A 15,780-nucleotide genomic window follows, 5' to 3' on the forward strand; every position below is an offset into this window, starting at 1 on the left:
TTCTCCTTCTGCCCAAGATGCCGCGCAACGCCCAACCAGGCGCTGCACGGCACTATTTAGCTTGCGTTGGCTCGATTATAATCGATTTAACGCAATAATTGCATCACGCCGGAATTCGACTGGTTGGCTTGCGCCAACATGGCGGTACTGGCGTTCTGCAGGATCTGCAGACGGGACAGCTGCGCCGTGGTAGACGCATAGTCGACATCCACGATTTGTCCCTGTGCGGAACTGGTGTTGGTGACGTTGGCCTGCAGATTGCTGACCTGGGTGGTCAACTGGATTTGGAAGGCACCCAACTGCGCCTGCTGGCTCGACAAGGTGCTCAGCTGGGTATCGATGGCGGCAAGCGCTGCGGCTGCAACAGTGGCATTGCTTACGCTTGCAGCAGAGGCATTTGTAGATATGGCGGTGATGCCTGCGCTGAACTGGGCGCCGGTGGCGGCAGTGCTGGATTGTGCTGCAGTCAACCCCGAGGCGGTGCCTGCGACGCTGAACGCGACGGCGGCAGCGGAGCCGAAGGCGGTGGCCGCAGTTGCGTTTGCCGAGACAGCGGCGGAGGATGCGGTGCCGCCGGCGCCGATAACTGCAGCCCAAGCCGTCGTATAAGCGGTGTTGGCCGCGCCGACGACGGAGGTGTTGAAAGTGTTAAGCGTCGCCTTGCTGGGCGCCTGGCCTCCGGCTGCAACGATAGTGGCGGTCAAGTCGGCGTCGGCGTTTGCCAGCGCGGGGCTGCCGGTGGTTAGCATCGTTGTGTTGGTGGATGCGAACGGACCGCCCGACAGGGAGCCGATGTTATTCAGCGCCGCCGTGGTGATTGCGAGCGTGGAGGTTGCTTGCGTGTCCGCGCCTACCTGTATCGAAACCGCGCTGCCGCCGAATATCTTGTTGCCGTTGAACGAGGTGGAGCTCGCAATATTGTCGATTTCCGAGGCCAGCGCCGAAAATTCCGAGTTCAGGTTTGCCAGATCGGTCGAGCTGTAGGTGCCGGTGGATGCCTGCACCGCCAGGGTGCGCATGGTTTGCAGCGCATTGGTGATGTTGGTTAACGCGCTTTGTCCGGTCTGCACCAGGGAAATACCGTCGTTCGAGTTGCGAACGGCCTGGTTCATGCCATTGATGTCGCTGGTCATTCGTATGTTGATAGCCCAGCCGGCAGGATCTTGCGAAGCGTTGTTGACGCGCATGCCGGTAGAAAGGCTTTGGATTGTTGTGGCCAACTGCGATTGTGCAGTTGAAAGTCCCTGCTGCGCATACAGCGAAGCGGTATTTGTGTTGATATCCCAGACCATGGCAGTCTCCTTAACGTTAGAGTGAATGAATCAAAGTAAACTAAACTAAACGGTGTTGCGTTACGAACCATCCGGTTCCGGTTCGGCTCGTTCCACGAGCCGCTGTTTGCTTTATTAATCGGATACGGACGAGAAAAGTTTAGGATTTTTTCCCGCTGTGTTGTTGACCCGTATTCAACTCCGCTCACAGCTTGAGTCACTTATCGGTATCATAGCAAAAAACTTTAGCATGGATGGCGGCGCATCCCGATTGCCGTTGGCATTAAGCGCGTACCCGCAGGCTACGCGGTTGAATACCTTATATTTGTGTGTATTGTGCCTGTGTGAACCTGTGTGAACCTGTGTGAACCTGTGTGAAATGGAGCGGGTAGTTTGACCTGAAAGCAAAAGTTTTGTAGCTATTCAACCAACGGAACCTGCGCGAGTTTTCGGCGGAACAAAATTTTGTAGGAGCGGGCTTCAGCCCTTGATCGGTCTGCCATTCGCGGGCTGAAGCCCGCTCCTACACAGACAGGCAACGGTAGCTGAATAGTTACGAGGTTTGGTTCTATCACGAAATGAAATATTTATCAAGTGCAGTATAATTCTCCGAGCGTAGGTGGTACATTTATGGCGAGTCATTTGGAGAGTAGTATCCCATGAGCAACGTAGAAAACCTGGTGTTGGGGCACCTGCGAGCGTTGAGCGCGGGCCAGGACCGCATCGAACTCAAACTATCCGAGGTGAATGCGCGGCTGAACAGCCTGGAAACAGCGGTTGTGAAGTCGCGCCTGGATAACCTGAATAGTTAATAAATAGTTAAAGTAGACGAATATCGGCAACAAGCGGCCGTATACCGTTTGTCGGAGCGGATAGAGCGCCGTTAGGAACTTGACCCCAAGTGATCGGGTTGTTAAGCAGGCTCCTGTAGGGTAGGCAATCGGCGCAAAGTGTACCGGTAATCACCGCCGCTTTTTACTTTTGGAAACCTCTGAATGCATTGCGCGGTTATCATCCCCGTCGATCCGGAAAATACACAGCCTGCCGATGAAGCGGCCTACTCGGTGCAATTTGCGGCTGAAACCGGCTGCGGGCCGTTTGACAATATTTTTATCATTCGTATCAGCGTTGCAGCAGACGATTTGCGCGGTCGCGCCGCAGCGTACGGCCAGGCGATCCGGCAAGCCGGTGAAAACGGCATCCAATGGCTGTTCTTTCTCGACCGAGGCGACATAGTTCACCCCTGTGCCTTCCAATCGGTGTTGGCGGCGATTGAACGGCACGACGCCATTTTCGGTTTGCTGAGTGAGCAGGATATGTCCGGGCAGGGCGTAATTCAAGAGCCTGTGCAAGTCCGCGCCATGAGCCGTTTCGAAGATTTGCTCTGCAATGATCCCGATCTGACGCTGCAATGCGGGCATTTGCTGCGTAGCGAAGTGGCGCTGATGTCTGATATGGCTGAAAGTATCGCCGGTGGCGAAGATCTGGTTTACTACCTCCGCCTCTGGAGCCGTTTTCGCTGTTGCAAATTGGATAAAACGCTCAATGTGCGTCGCGTGCGAGCGTCGCGTGAACGGCAGGATGCCCATACCGTCGATGAGATCGGCGGCCGCCATCGCCAGTTGCTGGATAGCTGTGCGCTGCTGTTGGCGGGAAGCGGCGGGGCGGTTAAAGTCCCTGATACGGAAGTGCTGTTTCGACAAATACAGCGCATGCAGCAACAAGGATATGCCTCACTTCCGGAAGCGCTTTTCCTTCTGGTACTGCAATACGACGCGCTGCCCTATAATCGGGCCTATGCGCTGAATCAGCTGAAGCGCCAAAATGAAGCGTTCGAATATCTGCGGCAGGTGCTCGCGGATAATCCATTGTCTGTTCCCGCCTGGAGCCTGATGGGAACGCTGTTGCAGGAGATCGGATACCATCAGGAAGCGTTGAATTGTTTCGAGCGGGGGCTTGCTCTTGAGCCGGATAGCCCGGAATTGCTGTTCAATAGGAGCGTCTCCTTGCGTAAGCTGAAGCGTTACGAAGAGGCATTACAGAGTTGCGATCAGGCCCTGGCGTTGCGCACGGACTTTGTTTCGGCTTTATATATCAGGGGAGCGATTTTTAACGATATCGGGCGTCAGGATAAGGCGCTGGAAAGCTTTTCCAGGGTATTGAAGCTTAACCCGGATTCGGAGATGGCCGCAAAGGCTTTGCATGACAGCGGGATGGCGCTCAGATTTCGCGGTTTGCTCAAGGATGCGCTAAAATGTTACGAGCGCGAACTGACCTTGAAAACCCGATATTGCCTGTATACCAAGGGCGAACGACTGTACTGCCGTCAGTTAATGTGCGACTGGCTGGACTTCGAAGCTATCGGAACGAATATCCTGCAGGATATCGACGCGGGCGCGCCGGTGTCTACTCCGATGGCTATTTTTGCTTTACCGTCGACGCGCCGGCAACAGCGGCGCTGCGCTGAAATGTATCGTGCCAGCTTTGGCAAGCGTGAAACGGCGGAGGCTATGCCAGGCTATCGGCACGATAAAATCCGCATCGGTTATTTCTCCGCCGATTTTTACTCTCACCCGGTTGCTTATTTGACTGCGGAGCTGTTCGAACTGCATGACCGCGCGCGCTTCGAGGTAATTGCTTTTTCTTTAGGGCCCCTTTCACAAGACAGCATACGCCGTCGTCTGGAGCGGGGGTTCGACCGCTTTATCGATGTGCGCGGTCAATCCGATCAAGAAATTTCCGAGCTGGCGCATGCATTGGAAATCGATATGGCGATCGATTTGAGCGGTTATTCCCAGGATGCCCGTCCCGGGCTTTTTGCGCGGCGCATGGCTCCTGTTCAAGCGCATTATCTGGGGTTTGCCGGCACTATGGGAGATAACTTCATGGATTATCTGATAGCCGATCCGGTTGTCGTCGCCGAAGATCACCTGCCCGATTACGCGGAAAAAATCGTCTTTTTACCCGATTCGTTCATGGTGAGCGATCGCCAGCGTCAGATCGACCCGCGCCCGTTTACGCGCGCCGAGGCGGGCTTGCCGGAAAATGTTTTCGTGTACTGCGCGTTCAACAATCCGAACAAGATTACTCCGCAGGTGTTCGAGATCTGGATGAGTATTTTGCGAGAAGTCGAAAACAGCGTGTTATGGTTGTCCGCGCGCAATGAATGGTGCGTGCCAAATTTGCGCCAGGAAGCGGCGCGGCGCGGCGTTTGCGCCGACCGGCTGATATTTGCGCCGCGTATGGAGGAATCCGCGCGGCATCTGGCGCGTCAGCGTGCGGCCGATCTGTTTCTGGATACGTTATATTACGGAGCCCATACCACGGCGAACGACGCGCTATGGGCGGGGTTGCCGGTTCTGACCTGCCTGGGAGAGACTTTTGCCGGCCGGGTAGCGGCCAGTCTGCTCAGCGCCATAGACTTGCCGGAATTGATCGCGAATACGCAGGAAGCCTACCGACTGCGCGCGATTGAGCTGGCGCGCGATCCTGAACAATTAAATACGATAAAAAATAAATTGGCTATGAATCGCGCAACGGCGCCATTGTTCGATACGCCGCGTTTTACCCGCTACCTGGAAGCCGCCTATATTGAAATGTGGCGGCGGCAACAAATGGGGCTGGCGCCTGATCATATTCATGTTCAGGCAATGGGCGCAGTGTAGCCGGCGCGGCTTTCTTCCTGGAGTAGCATTAATCCATTAATTGCTGACAATTAACCATGCGCTGTGCTGTTATCCTCCCTGTCGATCCTGAAAACATACAGTTTGCGGACGACGCGGCTTACTCAGTGCGGTCTGCTGTCCAGACCGATCCCGGTCCGTTCGACGATATTTTCGTCATTCGCGTCGATACGGCTTCAGTATACGTCCGGGAGATTCGCCAAGCCTGGGAGAACGGCATCGAATGGTTGTTTTTCCTGAAGGCAGGCGACTTGGTTCATCCCTATGCGTTTCAATCGGTCTTTGTAGCGGTAGAAGAGCGGGACGCTATTTTCGGTTTGCTGAGCGCACAGGACGCGCCCGGGCAGGGCGGGATTCGAGAGTTGCCGCAAGTCCGCACCATGAGCCGTTTCGAAGATTTGCTCTGCAACGATCCGGACCGGACGCTGCAATGGAGCCATTTGCTGCGTAGCGAAGTAGCAGTGATGCCGGGCATCGCTGAAAGTATCGTCTGCGGCGAAGATCTGGTTTATTATCTCCGCCTGTGGAGCCGTTTTCGCTGCTGCAAGCTGGAGCAAACGCTCAATGTGCGTCGCGCGGAAGAACCACGCGAACAGTCTTGTGGGCAATCTACCGACGCGATTAGTGTCCGCCATCGGCAACTGCTGGATAGCTGCGCGCAACTGCTGGCCCGGAACGACGGTACGGTCAAAGCCCCCGATACGGGTGCGCTGTTTCTACAAATACAGCGCTTGCAGCAACAGGGGAGCTTGTCTGTGCCGGAAGCGCTTTTCCATCTGGTGTTGCAATACGACAGCCAGCCTTTTAATCGGGCGTACGCGCTGAAAAATCTCGAACGCGATGATGATGCGCGCGAATATCTACTGCAGGTGCTGGCAGAAACCCCTGCTCATCTTTCTGCGCTGATCCTGATGGGTAGTCTATTGCAGAGAGCCAAACGCCACGAAGAGGCGTTACCGTATTTCGAGCGGGGATTTGCCCTGGATTGCCGTAACTCCGAACTCTTTATCAAGCAAGGTATTACCTTGCGGATGCTGAAGCGCTATGAAGAAGCGTTGCAGAATTGCGACCTTATATTGAGGTTGGAACCGAAGTTTGCCGCTGCTTTCTATGTAAAAGGACTCGTTTTCAAGGATATGGGGCTCCAGGATAAGGCGTTGGAAAATTTTTCGCAGGTCTTGGCGCTGGAGCCCGGCCTGGAACTGGTTGTCATGGCCTTGCATGAAAAGGGGATGATACTCAGAGTGCGCGGCATGCTTGAGGATGCGCTCAAGTGTTATGAGCGTGAAATGGCTTTGCAGAGTAATTACTGTTTATTAACCCGGGGCGAATGGTTTTACTGCCGCCAAATAATGTGCGATTGGCAGGAAGCCGAGGCTATCGGAGCGCGTTTGCTGCGCGAAATCGATGCGGGCAAGGCGGTGTCTACGCCAATGACGATTTTCGCATTGCCGTCAACACGCCGGCAACAACGGCGTTGCGCCGCGCTTTACATCAGCCATGATGCCGCTACCGAGCATCTGGAAGTCATCCACGCGGAAAACTATCGCCACGATAAAATTCGCATCGGTTACTTCTCTACCGATTTTCATTCCCATCCGGTTGCCTATCTGACTGCCGAATTGTTCGAGCTGCATGACCGCTCCCGCTTCGAGGTGATCGCTTTTTCTTCCGGGCCGCAGGTTCGGGACAGCATGCGGTTGCGTCTGGAGCTGGGGTTCGATCGCTTTCTCGATGTAAGGAAACAATCCGATCGGCAGATTGCCGATCTTGCGCATGAATTGGAAATTGATATTGCCGTTGATTTGAGCGGTTATTCCCAGGATGCCCGTCCCTGGCTTTTTGCACGGCGCATGGCTCCTGTTCAAGCGCATTATCTGGGATTTGCCGGCACTCTGGGGGGAGACTTCATTGATTACCTGATAGCCGACCCGGTCGGCGTTGCCGAAGACCATCAGCCTGATTACGCGGAAAAAATCGTGTTTCTACCCGATTCGTTCATGGTGAGCGACCGCCGGCGTCAGATCGATCCTCGTCCGTTTACGCGCGCCGAAGCGGGCTTGCCGGAAACCGGTTTCGTGTATTGTGCGTTCAACAATCCGAACAAGATTACTCCGCAGGTGTTCGATGTCTGGATGAGTATTTTGCGGGAGGTCGAAAACAGCGTGTTATGGTTGTCCGCGCGCAATGAATGGTGCGTGCCAAATTTGCGCAAGGAAGCGACGCAGCGCGGCGTTTGCGCCGACCGGTTGATATTTGCGCCGCGTATGGAGGAATCCGCGCGGCATCTGGCGCGTCACCGTGCGGCCGATCTGTTTCTGGATAGCTTTTACTACGGCGCCCATACCACGGCGAACGATGCGCTGTGGGCGGGGTTGCCGGTTCTGACCTGTCTGGGTGAGACCTTTGCCGGCCGGGTAGCGGCCAGTCTGCTCAGAGCTATAGACTTGCCGGAATTGATCGCGAATTCGCATGAAGCCTACCGGCTGCGCGCGATTGAGCTGGCGAGCGATCCTGAACAGTTGCGAGCGATCAGGTATAAACTGGCGAACAATCGCGATACGGCGCCATTATTCGATACGCCGCGCTTTACCCGTCACCTGGAGGCCGCCTATATGGAAATGTGGCGGCGGCAGCAGGCGGGGCTGGCGCCTGAGTCTATTCATATTCGGGCTATGGATGACAGGTTAGGATGGTAGTAGAGAGCTAAGGAGACTTGCTTGCTTCAGATTTTAATAAACGCATCGTAACTCTTTCCCTCTGACGGCGAGGTGGTGCTGCAGCATGAATAAATAATGAAATCACGAACAGGAAAAACAGCAGAATGAACACGAATTCGTCTACGGCGTATACAAATTTTCTTGAATATATTCTGATTAACAGGCTCGCGTCTCCATCCCAGCTTTTGCAGGATTTGTTTGTTTTGTATTTTACGAACTGCAAAAGGGAAGGTTTTTTTGTGGAGTTTGGCGCAACCAATGGTGTTTCGCTCAGTAATTCCTACTTGCTGGAAAATCAGTTTGGATGGAACGGTATCCTGGCCGAGCCATTACCCAGCTGGCATGCCGACCTGGAAAGGAACAGGAAATGCATTATAGATAAACGATGTGTTTACTCTGTGACAGGCCAAATGATTGATTTTCTGGATGCTTATGATAGTCCGGAGATGTCCGGCATACAGGGCGATATTAAGGCGGACGGTAATAGTTACCTGCGTGAAAAAAATAATATATTTTCGGTGCAAACGGTTTCCTTGAATGATTTGCTTATTCAGCATAATGCACCCGATCATATCGACTATTTGTCGGTAGACACCGAAGGTTCCGAATATGAAATTCTCAAGGAGTTCGATTTTGCCAGGTTTAATGTCTCGATAATTACCGTCGAGCACAACTTCATGGAGCCGCAGAGAACCCAGCTAAAAGAGCTGCTGGAAAGGTTTGGCTTCGTTCGCGTATTTGAAAATTTAAGCCGTTGGGATGACTGGTATTTGAAAAGGTATAATCCGGTGTTGCTGCTGCAGGGTGATTCCGGAGTATCCATCACCCGTGAACAGGATCGCAACGCTATTGAAAAAACGGCGGAAGAGGCGTTGGCGCTGCAACAGCAAGGCTTGCTGGACGACGCCGAGCGATTATTCAGAGTGGTGCATGCCGCTGATCCCGCCAATATCATAGCGTTGCATTGCCTGAGCGTAATATTGGTTAACAGAGGTTCCTATTCAGAGGCGTTGCCTTATATTGCATTGGCCGCCAAGGTAAACCCGAATTTTGAACCGGTATGGTTTGTCAGAGGTATCGCCATGCATGCTTTGCGCCGTTATGAAGAAGCGCTGGAAAGTTTTGACCGCGTACTGGCGCTGAACCCGGAATATCCGGAAGCGCTTGTTAATCGCGATAACCTGCTGAATGAAATGAAAAGCCTGCAAAGCGCGCCATAGCGTTTGCAACCGTCCGGATTTCAATTAGTCAGGAAAGCAGTCTGTTCATACTGCGTTCGCGTAGTTTCATCAGCCCATAGAGCGTTTCAAGGTGCGGGACGGCTACCCCCAGCCGTTGTCCCCATCTGACCGCATTGCCGAGTATGGCTTCGGTTTCCATCGGGCGTCCGGCTTCGAAGTCGATCAGCATGCTGGTTTTGTAGGTTGGCATGGTCAGCGTGCTGCCTATGCTGATATCGATAACGTCGGCGGCCAGGGTATGTCCGGCGGCGTGGGCGATTTCGGTGATTTCGCGCATGATGCCGCGCAGTAAAGGTTCCTGCTCCTTGAGTATTTCTGCGGTGCCTAAACCGCCGGCCAGCACGGAAATCGGGTTGAATGCGGCGTTCCATACGCATTTTTGCCAGCGCGCGGTGGTGATGTTCTCCGACGTTGCGCAGCTGATTCCTGCCAGCTTGTAGGCGTCGCATAGCGCCCGCGTGCTGTCGCTGACGCCTTGCGGGTAGTTGCCCAGCACCAGTCTGCCGTAGGCCTGATGCCAGACCTTTCCGGGTTCCGTGCGCGTGACGCAGATAAATGCCAGCCCGCTGATTAATTCATGCCCCGGAAAAGCTTCCGCTATTTCATTCTCAATATCGATACCGTTGGATATCAGGACGATACGGGTATCCTCTCCCAGCACATCCTTTAACAGGCCGATGCGGTCCGCACCCTTTACAACCTTGACGCATAGCAAAACGTAATCGGGTTTTTCGGCGAGTTCAGCGCCGGAACGTACAACTCGGGCCGGCTGAAAATGGTAGTCGCCGAGCGGAGCGCTGTTGATGGCTATGCCATGCTGTTTGACTGTTTCGTAATCGCTGCGCGCCACTACCGAGACCGTATGGCCGCTTCGCGCCAGTAGCGATCCGTAAAAACTGCCGATGGCGCCTGTGCCTATGACCAGAATATTCATGTCGATGATTGATTTTCAAGATAGGATTTGACGAAAGGAAGCGTCAGCCGGCGTTTCGCCGCCAGCGACGCGCGATCCAGCCGATGCAGCAGTTCGAGCAGGTTACGCAGATCTCGCCGGTAATGAGCCAGCAGAAACCGGCCTACCGCCGGTTCCAGTGTGAAGCCCAGGTTGTGCGCCTGCAAGCCGAGTGCCTGCAGTTTATCGGCATCGTTGAGCGGTTTCAGCATTAATGTCAGACCCCAGCTCAGCCGGGTTTTCAGGTCCGGCAAGCTGACAGCCAACTCTGCGGGCGGTTTCGATGCGGTTACTATCAATCTATGCCCATTATCGCGGATACGATTGTACGTATCGAATAATGCATGTTCCCAGTCGGAGTGGCCCGCTGCTACGTCTATATCGTCAAGACAGACCAGTTGCTGCTGCTCGATCCCTTCCAGTATCCCGATGCCGTGGGAGCATAGGGTTGCCAATGGTAGAAAAGATAGCGACAAGCCCAGATGATGCGCTTCCTGACAACAGGCTTGCAGCAAATGGGTTTTCCCCTGGCCCTGTTCTCCCCATAGAAAAATCAGCGTCTCATCCGGTGCGTTTAAAAAGTGGCGCAAATGACCGACGGTTTCCGCGTTGGCGCCCGCATAAAATTGCGCAAAGCCTTGCTCTTCATTAAAGCCTAACGGTAGCGGGAGTTGATAGGGGAGGGAGTGATTGTTCATCGTTTCACATCCGGAAGGCGGCGGACGAAAGTTAATGAGCGCTTTTTCGCAGCCATACGAACGCACCCGAAAACAGCGACAGGCTGGCTATCGTCTCAATAATCGCCAATACGCTATGTTCCGGCTGCCGTGCATAGAGCGATACGATACCGTGAACGAAGTAAAACAGACTGACCAGACCCAGCCATATAAACGAGGCCCGCCGCTTGCGCAGCAATCCATGCAGGCCCGCCAATAACGGCAGCGTAGCTACTGCGAGACTCGCTGCAAGCGGGGCATGGCGCATTCCTCCCCACACGGTTATCCATGCGCTCCACAGGGTCAACAAAGCCACCAGGCTGCATAGCGTGATCCACCACGCCAGGCGATTAGTCATGCCTGTCTGGCGTTTTTCAATGCGATAGCGATTTGCGCCAGCCGTGCGCCAAAGGCGCGGCACAGCTTTTTCTCATCGTCGCTCATGCCTTCGGCACGTCCGCTGTGTCGGCTGGGTCCGTATGGCGTTCCGCCGGAAACGGTTTTGGACAGGGCGGCCTCCTGACTGGGAATGCCCACCACCACCATGCCATGGTGCAGCAACGGCACCAGCATGGTCAATAGCGTCGCTTCCTGTCCGCCGTGCATGGACGAAGTGGAGGTGAAAACGCCGCCCGGTTTTCCCGTCAACGCGCCAGAAAACCAGACGCTGCTGGTGTTGTCGAGAAAATATTTCATCGCGGCGGCCATGTTGCCGAAATGGGTAGGGCTGCCCAGCGCCAGGCCGTCGCAGTCCCTGAGGTCGTCCAGGCTTGCGTAAGGCGCGCCGGAATCGGGAATCGTTGCCGCGCCGGTTTCGCAAACGGTTGATACTTCGGGTACGGTGCGCAGTTTTGCCGTGGCGCCGGCGATTTCTTCCACGCCGCGCGCGATCATATTCGCCATTTCCGTCGTCGCGCCGTAGCGGCTGTAATATAAGATCAGGATTTCAACCATAGATATATTTTCAATAAAGATAGGGGGCTAATAAACTGTTGAGCATAACAAGTTTAGTGATTGGACTCCACCTCATAGTGTCCCATCATGCCGGCCTCGATATGATCGTTGACATGGCAGTGATACATCCAGATGCCCGGATTATCGGCTTTCATATCCAGCGTCGCGTGCGTGGCCGGCAGTAAATTCACTACATCGATACGGTGTCCCCCCGACAGCAGCGTATTGCCGTGCCAATGCGGGGTATGCAGGTCTACCTCGGTTCCGAGCGCCAGCTGGTACCAGCGTATGTTTTCTCCCGTTTTCATTTTCAGCCCCGGCAGGTTGTCATAAATATAGCCGTTCATGCTGTGTTTCAGATTGCTTTCCTGAAAAGCTTCATCATCTTTTGCGTTCCTGGCCTGCGGTGCAAATTGCTGAATATTGCGGTCAAGATAAAAACTCTTGTTTTCATCGAAAACAGTGAACAACACGATAAACTCTCTATCCACGCCCTTGAGTGTGTTGTTTTTATCCAGTGCGCCCTTGCTGGAAATAATAATAGGTCCGACCAGTCCGGTATTGGTGTCCATGGTTTCGTCGGCGTGCGAGTGATACAGCCAGACGATGGAGTTGGGGTCGCTGGGGCCAGGACCTGCGCGTTCTGGGACTTCCCATGAGTAGGTATAACCTGCTCCGGGCGCGATTATATCGTCCTTTTTGTCTTCCGCACCGGTGCCGTCCTCATAATGCGTGCCTTCGCTGTTTTTCAGGTAGAAAACGCCATGCGGGTGAACCGAGGTCATCATGCCTTTGGTGTTGTTGCGGTATACAACCTTGATGGTATCGCCGACATTGGCCCTGATGACCGGGCCCAGAATACCCAGATGCTCCCATTCCTGAGGGCGGGGTTTGACGCGGCTGAAACTCGCATCGCTATATTCGACGAAATGCGCTTTATAGCATCGATGCCCGATACGGTCTTTGCCGTTGCCTTCGACAAAAACTTTCTGATCGTCGCCGAACTCGGTTTTGTGCATCGGGTTGATCGGGTAGGATGGCGCGTAGTCCCACAGAACTTCCTCTGCCGCTATGTAATAGGTGCGAGTTGCCGACTGTTCGGCGTTTTCGCTGCGGTTGGCGTTTATCAGTAGAACAACTGCGGTGAGGGCAAGCAGTATCAGGGCGATGTTGCGTAGGTGGGGGATTTGTGGCATCGGAATTTGTTGGTGTGCGTTTAAAGATTATGATAATCAATATCAATAAATGGCACCAGACTTGTTGAGTGATTTCTTGTGTAAATAAGCCGGAAGAGGAAACCCGGAGAGGGTAACCCGAATGGGTTGTAGCGGAGCGGGCAGTTGAATGCTCCGCTCCCCGCTCCGCTCTATCGCTTTATACGGCTAGTAAAATACGCAAGGCATCCAGCCTAAGGCGCGTCGCCTGTATGTGTCCGTGGGTTTCCAGCGTATCGGCCTTGAGTTTGTCCAGCTCGTCCTGCCGTACCGACGGATTGACTTTCTTCAGTGCGGCCAGACGTTGCAGTTCGGCCGTGGCCTCGTCCAGCATGGTTTTCAGGGCTATGGCAACCATGGATGGCATAGCGTTTTTGGCTGTTTTTTCGCTGAGCCGGATCATCGTCTCTATGGCTTTGCGTTGCGCCTGAAACATTTGGCCTAGCGCTTCGCGATCCGGCCTGCGCGGAATTTCGATCAAGTCTTCAGGCGGCAGATCATTTATTACGCCGGCTTCGCTGTCAACCAGTACCCTCACCAGCGTCTGTGGCATATGGCGATAGGCTTGCAAGCGTTTGGGAGCGGCGCATTCCAACAGGTAAACCGCGTCCAGCAATAGCTGGCCCGGTTCCAGGTCTTCATGTTGCACCAGCGCAAAAGCGGCGTTGCCTTGTTCACTGCCCAGAATCAGATCGATTGCGCCACGCACCATGGGATGTTCCCAGGTCAGGAATATCATGTCTTCGCGCGCCAGAGCCGTCTCTCTGTTCCGGGTTGCGGTCACGCCTTCTTCCGGCAACTCCGGAAAGCGCGAGATCGGCATGTGATCGCCGGGCAGTAAAATATGGCAGTGCTCGGAATGTTCCTCGACATTTACGCCATAAACTTCGAACACGCTTTCCAGCCATGGCCAGAGATTGTTGTCTTCGTCTTGCGCGCGTATGGCGTCGGCCAATGTTTCGGCCGCATGGCTGCGGCAGGAGTTGAACTCCAGCAGCCGGTCGCGTCCGTCGTGCAGCCGCGTCAGCACTTCGTCGCGCAGCTTGCGTGTGCGCGCCAGTAGCGCTTCCAGCTTTTCCTGCCGTACAGGCGCAAGCAGAGTTTGATGCAGTTCAGCACTTAACCGGTCATAAACCTCCATGCTTGCCTGCCCATGATGAGTGAATGCATCCAGGCCTTCATGGTACCAGCGGAACAAGGTTTCCTGCGCGGATTGCCGCAGGTAAGGGATATGCAGCTGTATGGCCGAAGTTTGCCCGATGCGATCCAGACGACCTATGCGCTGTTCCAGCAACTCCGGATTCAACGGCAAGTCGAACAGCACCAAGTGGTGCGCGAATTGAAAGTTGCGTCCTTCGCTGCCTATTTCCGAGCAGACCAGTACTTGCGCGCCATCTTCTTCATCGGCGAACCAGGCTGCGGCGCGGTCGCGTTCCATGATGCTCATGCCTTCATGGAAAATCGTTGAACCCACGGTAGTCAGCCGGTTGATGGCGGCGTCCAGTTCCATTGCGGTAGCCTGCGTCGCGCAAATAACCAGGATCTTGGCGGGGCGCAGCTCGCTCAGCAGTTTACAAAGCCAGTTAACGCGCGGATCGACTTTCCACCAGGGAGTATCGCTATCTTGTAGTGTACGATAGCTGGTTTCCGGGTGCAGCAAGGCTGCGAGCGTGGTATCCGTATCGGTTTTGTAGGCGTCGGGAAGCGTTAACGGATAGGGTTTCGGCTGTCTTGCGGGAAACCCTTTGACCGTGGCGCGAGTGTTGCGGAACAGTATGCGTCCGGTGCCGTGCCGGTCCAGCAGCAGCCGTACCAGCTCATCGCGCGACTGCTCGTTTGTTTCCGGATCATCCAGACCGGCGATCAGTTGTTCGGCGCGATCATGGCACAGCGTGCCGCGCAGCTGTTCGCGTGTTTTTTCGTCCGGCGCCGTTGTTGCGGTGAGGCGCTCAATGAGCCGCGCAAGTGGAATATAGTTCGCCTCTTCGGCAATGAAGGCTTCGTAGCTGGAAAAGCGATCCGGGTCGAGCAGTTTCATGCGGGCGAAGTGGTTTTCCTTGCCGAATTGCTCGGGGGTAGCCGTTAGCAGTAACAGTCCAGGTGTTTTCCTTGCCAGTTGTTCGACCAGCAAATAATCTTCGCCAGGCGTTTCCGGCGACCAGTCCAGATGATGCGCTTCGTCGACGATGCATAAGTCCCAGCCGGCTCCCAGCAGCATGGCTTTTCTTTCCGGCTCCGCGCTGAACAGCGTCAAGCTGGTCAGTATCCACTGCTCGGAAAGAAACGGGTTGCCCTCAGGCGTCTGCCAATAGCGTTCTTCGTCGTACAGGCTGAAATTAAGATTGAAGCGGCGTCTCAGTTCCACCAGCCACTGGTGCAGCAGCGGTTCCGGCACCAGGATCAGTACCCGTTCGGCGCGCCCGGATAAAATCTGATGATGCGCAATCAGGCAGGCTTCTATGGTTTTCCCTAGCCCGACTTCGTCTGCAAGCAGCACGCGCGGGGCATGGCGTCCCGCGACTTCGTGCGCTATGTAGAGCTGATGCGGAATCAGGCCCGCGCGTGCTCCCGCCAGTCCTCTGATTGGCGACTGCTCCAGGGCTATCAGCGCATCGCGCGTGCGGCAGCGCAGCTTGAATTGTTCGGATGTATCGATCTGCCCGGAGAATAGGCGGTCTTGGGGGCGGTTGAATTGAATGTTGTGGCTTAATTCGGTTTCTTCCAGTTCTCTTGGTTTATTTTTGAGATCGGCGCCGATGTAAGTAATTAGTCCGGCTTGTTCCTGAATCCGGGAGACGCAAATCTGCCAGCCGTCTGCGCTTTCTATGGTATCTCCTACCACAAAGCGCACCCGGTTGAGGGGGGCATTGTCTGCGGCATAAGTGCGCCGTTCATTGCTGGCGATGAATAAAACAGTGACGCGTGCCCGCGTGGCTTCCAATACCATGCCTAAACCGAGCTCGGGCTCGGTTTCACTGATCCAGCGTTGTCCGGGAATGAATGTGGGCACTCAGATACCTCCAGTCTGC

General features: G+C 54.7%; 11 protein-coding genes. 4 read left to right on the forward strand and 7 right to left on the reverse strand.

Going from position 1 to position 15,780, the window contains the following annotated elements; translation table 11 throughout:
• Nucleotides 1–86: 86 nt before the first annotated feature.
• On the reverse strand, nucleotides 87–1,292 hold the full coding sequence (locus F6R98_RS03935) for a flagellin N-terminal helical domain-containing protein (protein ID WP_153247866.1): 1,206 nt from the start codon (nucleotides 1,290–1,292) through the stop codon (nucleotides 87–89).
• Nucleotides 1,293–1,930: 638 nt separating this feature from the next.
• On the opposite strand from F6R98_RS03935, the gene F6R98_RS03940 reads away from it, so the two are divergent.
• From F6R98_RS03940 to F6R98_RS03955, 4 genes are all read left to right on the forward strand, one after another.
• On the forward strand, nucleotides 1,931–2,083 hold the full coding sequence (locus F6R98_RS03940) for a hypothetical protein (RefSeq protein WP_153247867.1): 153 nt from the start codon (nucleotides 1,931–1,933) through the stop codon (nucleotides 2,081–2,083).
• A gap of 183 nt (nucleotides 2,084–2,266) precedes the next feature.
• Nucleotides 2,267–4,936 carry an O-linked N-acetylglucosamine transferase, SPINDLY family protein gene (locus F6R98_RS03945; protein WP_153247868.1) on the forward strand — a complete coding sequence of 890 codons (2,670 nt, stop codon included), beginning with the start codon at nucleotides 2,267–2,269 and terminating at the stop codon, nucleotides 4,934–4,936.
• Nucleotides 4,937–4,992: 56 nt separating this feature from the next.
• Entirely contained in the window at nucleotides 4,993–7,653 is a 2,661-nt protein-coding gene (locus F6R98_RS03950; RefSeq protein WP_153247869.1) for an O-linked N-acetylglucosamine transferase, SPINDLY family protein, read from the forward strand.
• Between the two features lie 125 nt (nucleotides 7,654–7,778).
• Nucleotides 7,779–8,894, forward strand: coding sequence for an FkbM family methyltransferase (locus F6R98_RS03955; RefSeq protein WP_153247870.1), 1,116 nt, complete (start codon nucleotides 7,779–7,781; stop codon nucleotides 8,892–8,894).
• A gap of 28 nt (nucleotides 8,895–8,922) precedes the next feature.
• On the opposite strand, the gene F6R98_RS03960 is transcribed toward F6R98_RS03955, so the two are convergent.
• From F6R98_RS03960 to rapA, 6 genes are all read right to left on the reverse strand, one after another.
• Nucleotides 8,923–9,849: a ketopantoate reductase family protein gene (locus F6R98_RS03960; protein ID WP_153247871.1), complete on the reverse strand. Its 927-nt coding sequence runs from the start codon at nucleotides 9,847–9,849 to the stop codon at nucleotides 8,923–8,925.
• Nucleotides 9,846–10,565: a DnaA regulatory inactivator Hda gene (gene hda, locus F6R98_RS03965; protein WP_153247872.1), complete on the reverse strand. Its 720-nt coding sequence runs from the start codon at nucleotides 10,563–10,565 to the stop codon at nucleotides 9,846–9,848. The genes F6R98_RS03960 and hda overlap by 4 nt, the downstream gene beginning before the upstream one ends.
• Before the next feature lie 31 nt (nucleotides 10,566–10,596).
• Nucleotides 10,597–10,941 carry a DUF2069 domain-containing protein gene (locus tag F6R98_RS03970; RefSeq protein ID WP_153247873.1) on the reverse strand — a complete coding sequence of 115 codons (345 nt, stop codon included), beginning with the start codon at nucleotides 10,939–10,941 and terminating at the stop codon, nucleotides 10,597–10,599.
• Nucleotides 10,938–11,537 carry an NAD(P)H:quinone oxidoreductase gene (wrbA, locus tag F6R98_RS03975; protein ID WP_153247874.1) on the reverse strand — a complete coding sequence of 200 codons (600 nt, stop codon included), beginning with the start codon at nucleotides 11,535–11,537 and terminating at the stop codon, nucleotides 10,938–10,940. Before wrbA ends, F6R98_RS03970 begins: the two co-directional genes overlap by 4 nt.
• A 53-nt stretch (nucleotides 11,538–11,590) precedes the next feature.
• The gene (locus F6R98_RS03980; RefSeq protein ID WP_153247875.1) at nucleotides 11,591–12,733 is read right to left on the reverse strand and encodes a multicopper oxidase domain-containing protein; all 1,143 of its coding nucleotides are present in this window, start codon (nucleotides 12,731–12,733) and stop codon (nucleotides 11,591–11,593) included.
• 178 nt (nucleotides 12,734–12,911) lie between these two features.
• Nucleotides 12,912–15,761 carry an RNA polymerase-associated protein RapA gene (rapA, locus tag F6R98_RS03985; RefSeq protein WP_153247876.1) on the reverse strand — a complete coding sequence of 950 codons (2,850 nt, stop codon included), beginning with the start codon at nucleotides 15,759–15,761 and terminating at the stop codon, nucleotides 12,912–12,914.
• Nucleotides 15,762–15,780 lie beyond the last annotated feature (19 nt).

Source organism: Candidatus Methylospira mobilis (assembly GCF_009498235.1).
GTDB classification, from domain to species: domain Bacteria; phylum Pseudomonadota; class Gammaproteobacteria; order Methylococcales; family Methylococcaceae; genus Methylospira; species Methylospira mobilis.

What these genes read in the sequence shown, in the direction of transcription:
- hda (WP_153247872.1), bottom strand. Translation starts at nt 10,565, where the DNA reads ATGAACAATCACTCCCTCCCCTATCAACTCCCGCTACCGTTAGGCTTT.
- F6R98_RS03945 (WP_153247868.1), top strand. Translation starts at nt 2,267, where the DNA reads ATGCATTGCGCGGTTATCATCCCCGTCGATCCGGAAAATACACAGCCT.
- F6R98_RS03955 (WP_153247870.1), top strand. Translation starts at nt 7,779, where the DNA reads ATGAACACGAATTCGTCTACGGCGTATACAAATTTTCTTGAATATATT.
- F6R98_RS03935 (WP_153247866.1), bottom strand. Translation starts at nt 1,292, where the DNA reads ATGGTCTGGGATATCAACACAAATACCGCTTCGCTGTATGCGCAGCAG.
- F6R98_RS03960 (WP_153247871.1), bottom strand. Translation starts at nt 9,849, where the DNA reads ATGAATATTCTGGTCATAGGCACAGGCGCCATCGGCAGTTTTTACGGA.
- wrbA (WP_153247874.1), bottom strand. Translation starts at nt 11,537, where the DNA reads ATGGTTGAAATCCTGATCTTATATTACAGCCGCTACGGCGCGACGACG.
- F6R98_RS03940 (WP_153247867.1), top strand. Translation starts at nt 1,931, where the DNA reads ATGAGCAACGTAGAAAACCTGGTGTTGGGGCACCTGCGAGCGTTGAGC.
- F6R98_RS03950 (WP_153247869.1), top strand. Translation starts at nt 4,993, where the DNA reads ATGCGCTGTGCTGTTATCCTCCCTGTCGATCCTGAAAACATACAGTTT.
- F6R98_RS03980 (WP_153247875.1), bottom strand. Translation starts at nt 12,733, where the DNA reads ATGCCACAAATCCCCCACCTACGCAACATCGCCCTGATACTGCTTGCC.
- F6R98_RS03970 (WP_153247873.1), bottom strand. Translation starts at nt 10,941, where the DNA reads ATGACTAATCGCCTGGCGTGGTGGATCACGCTATGCAGCCTGGTGGCT.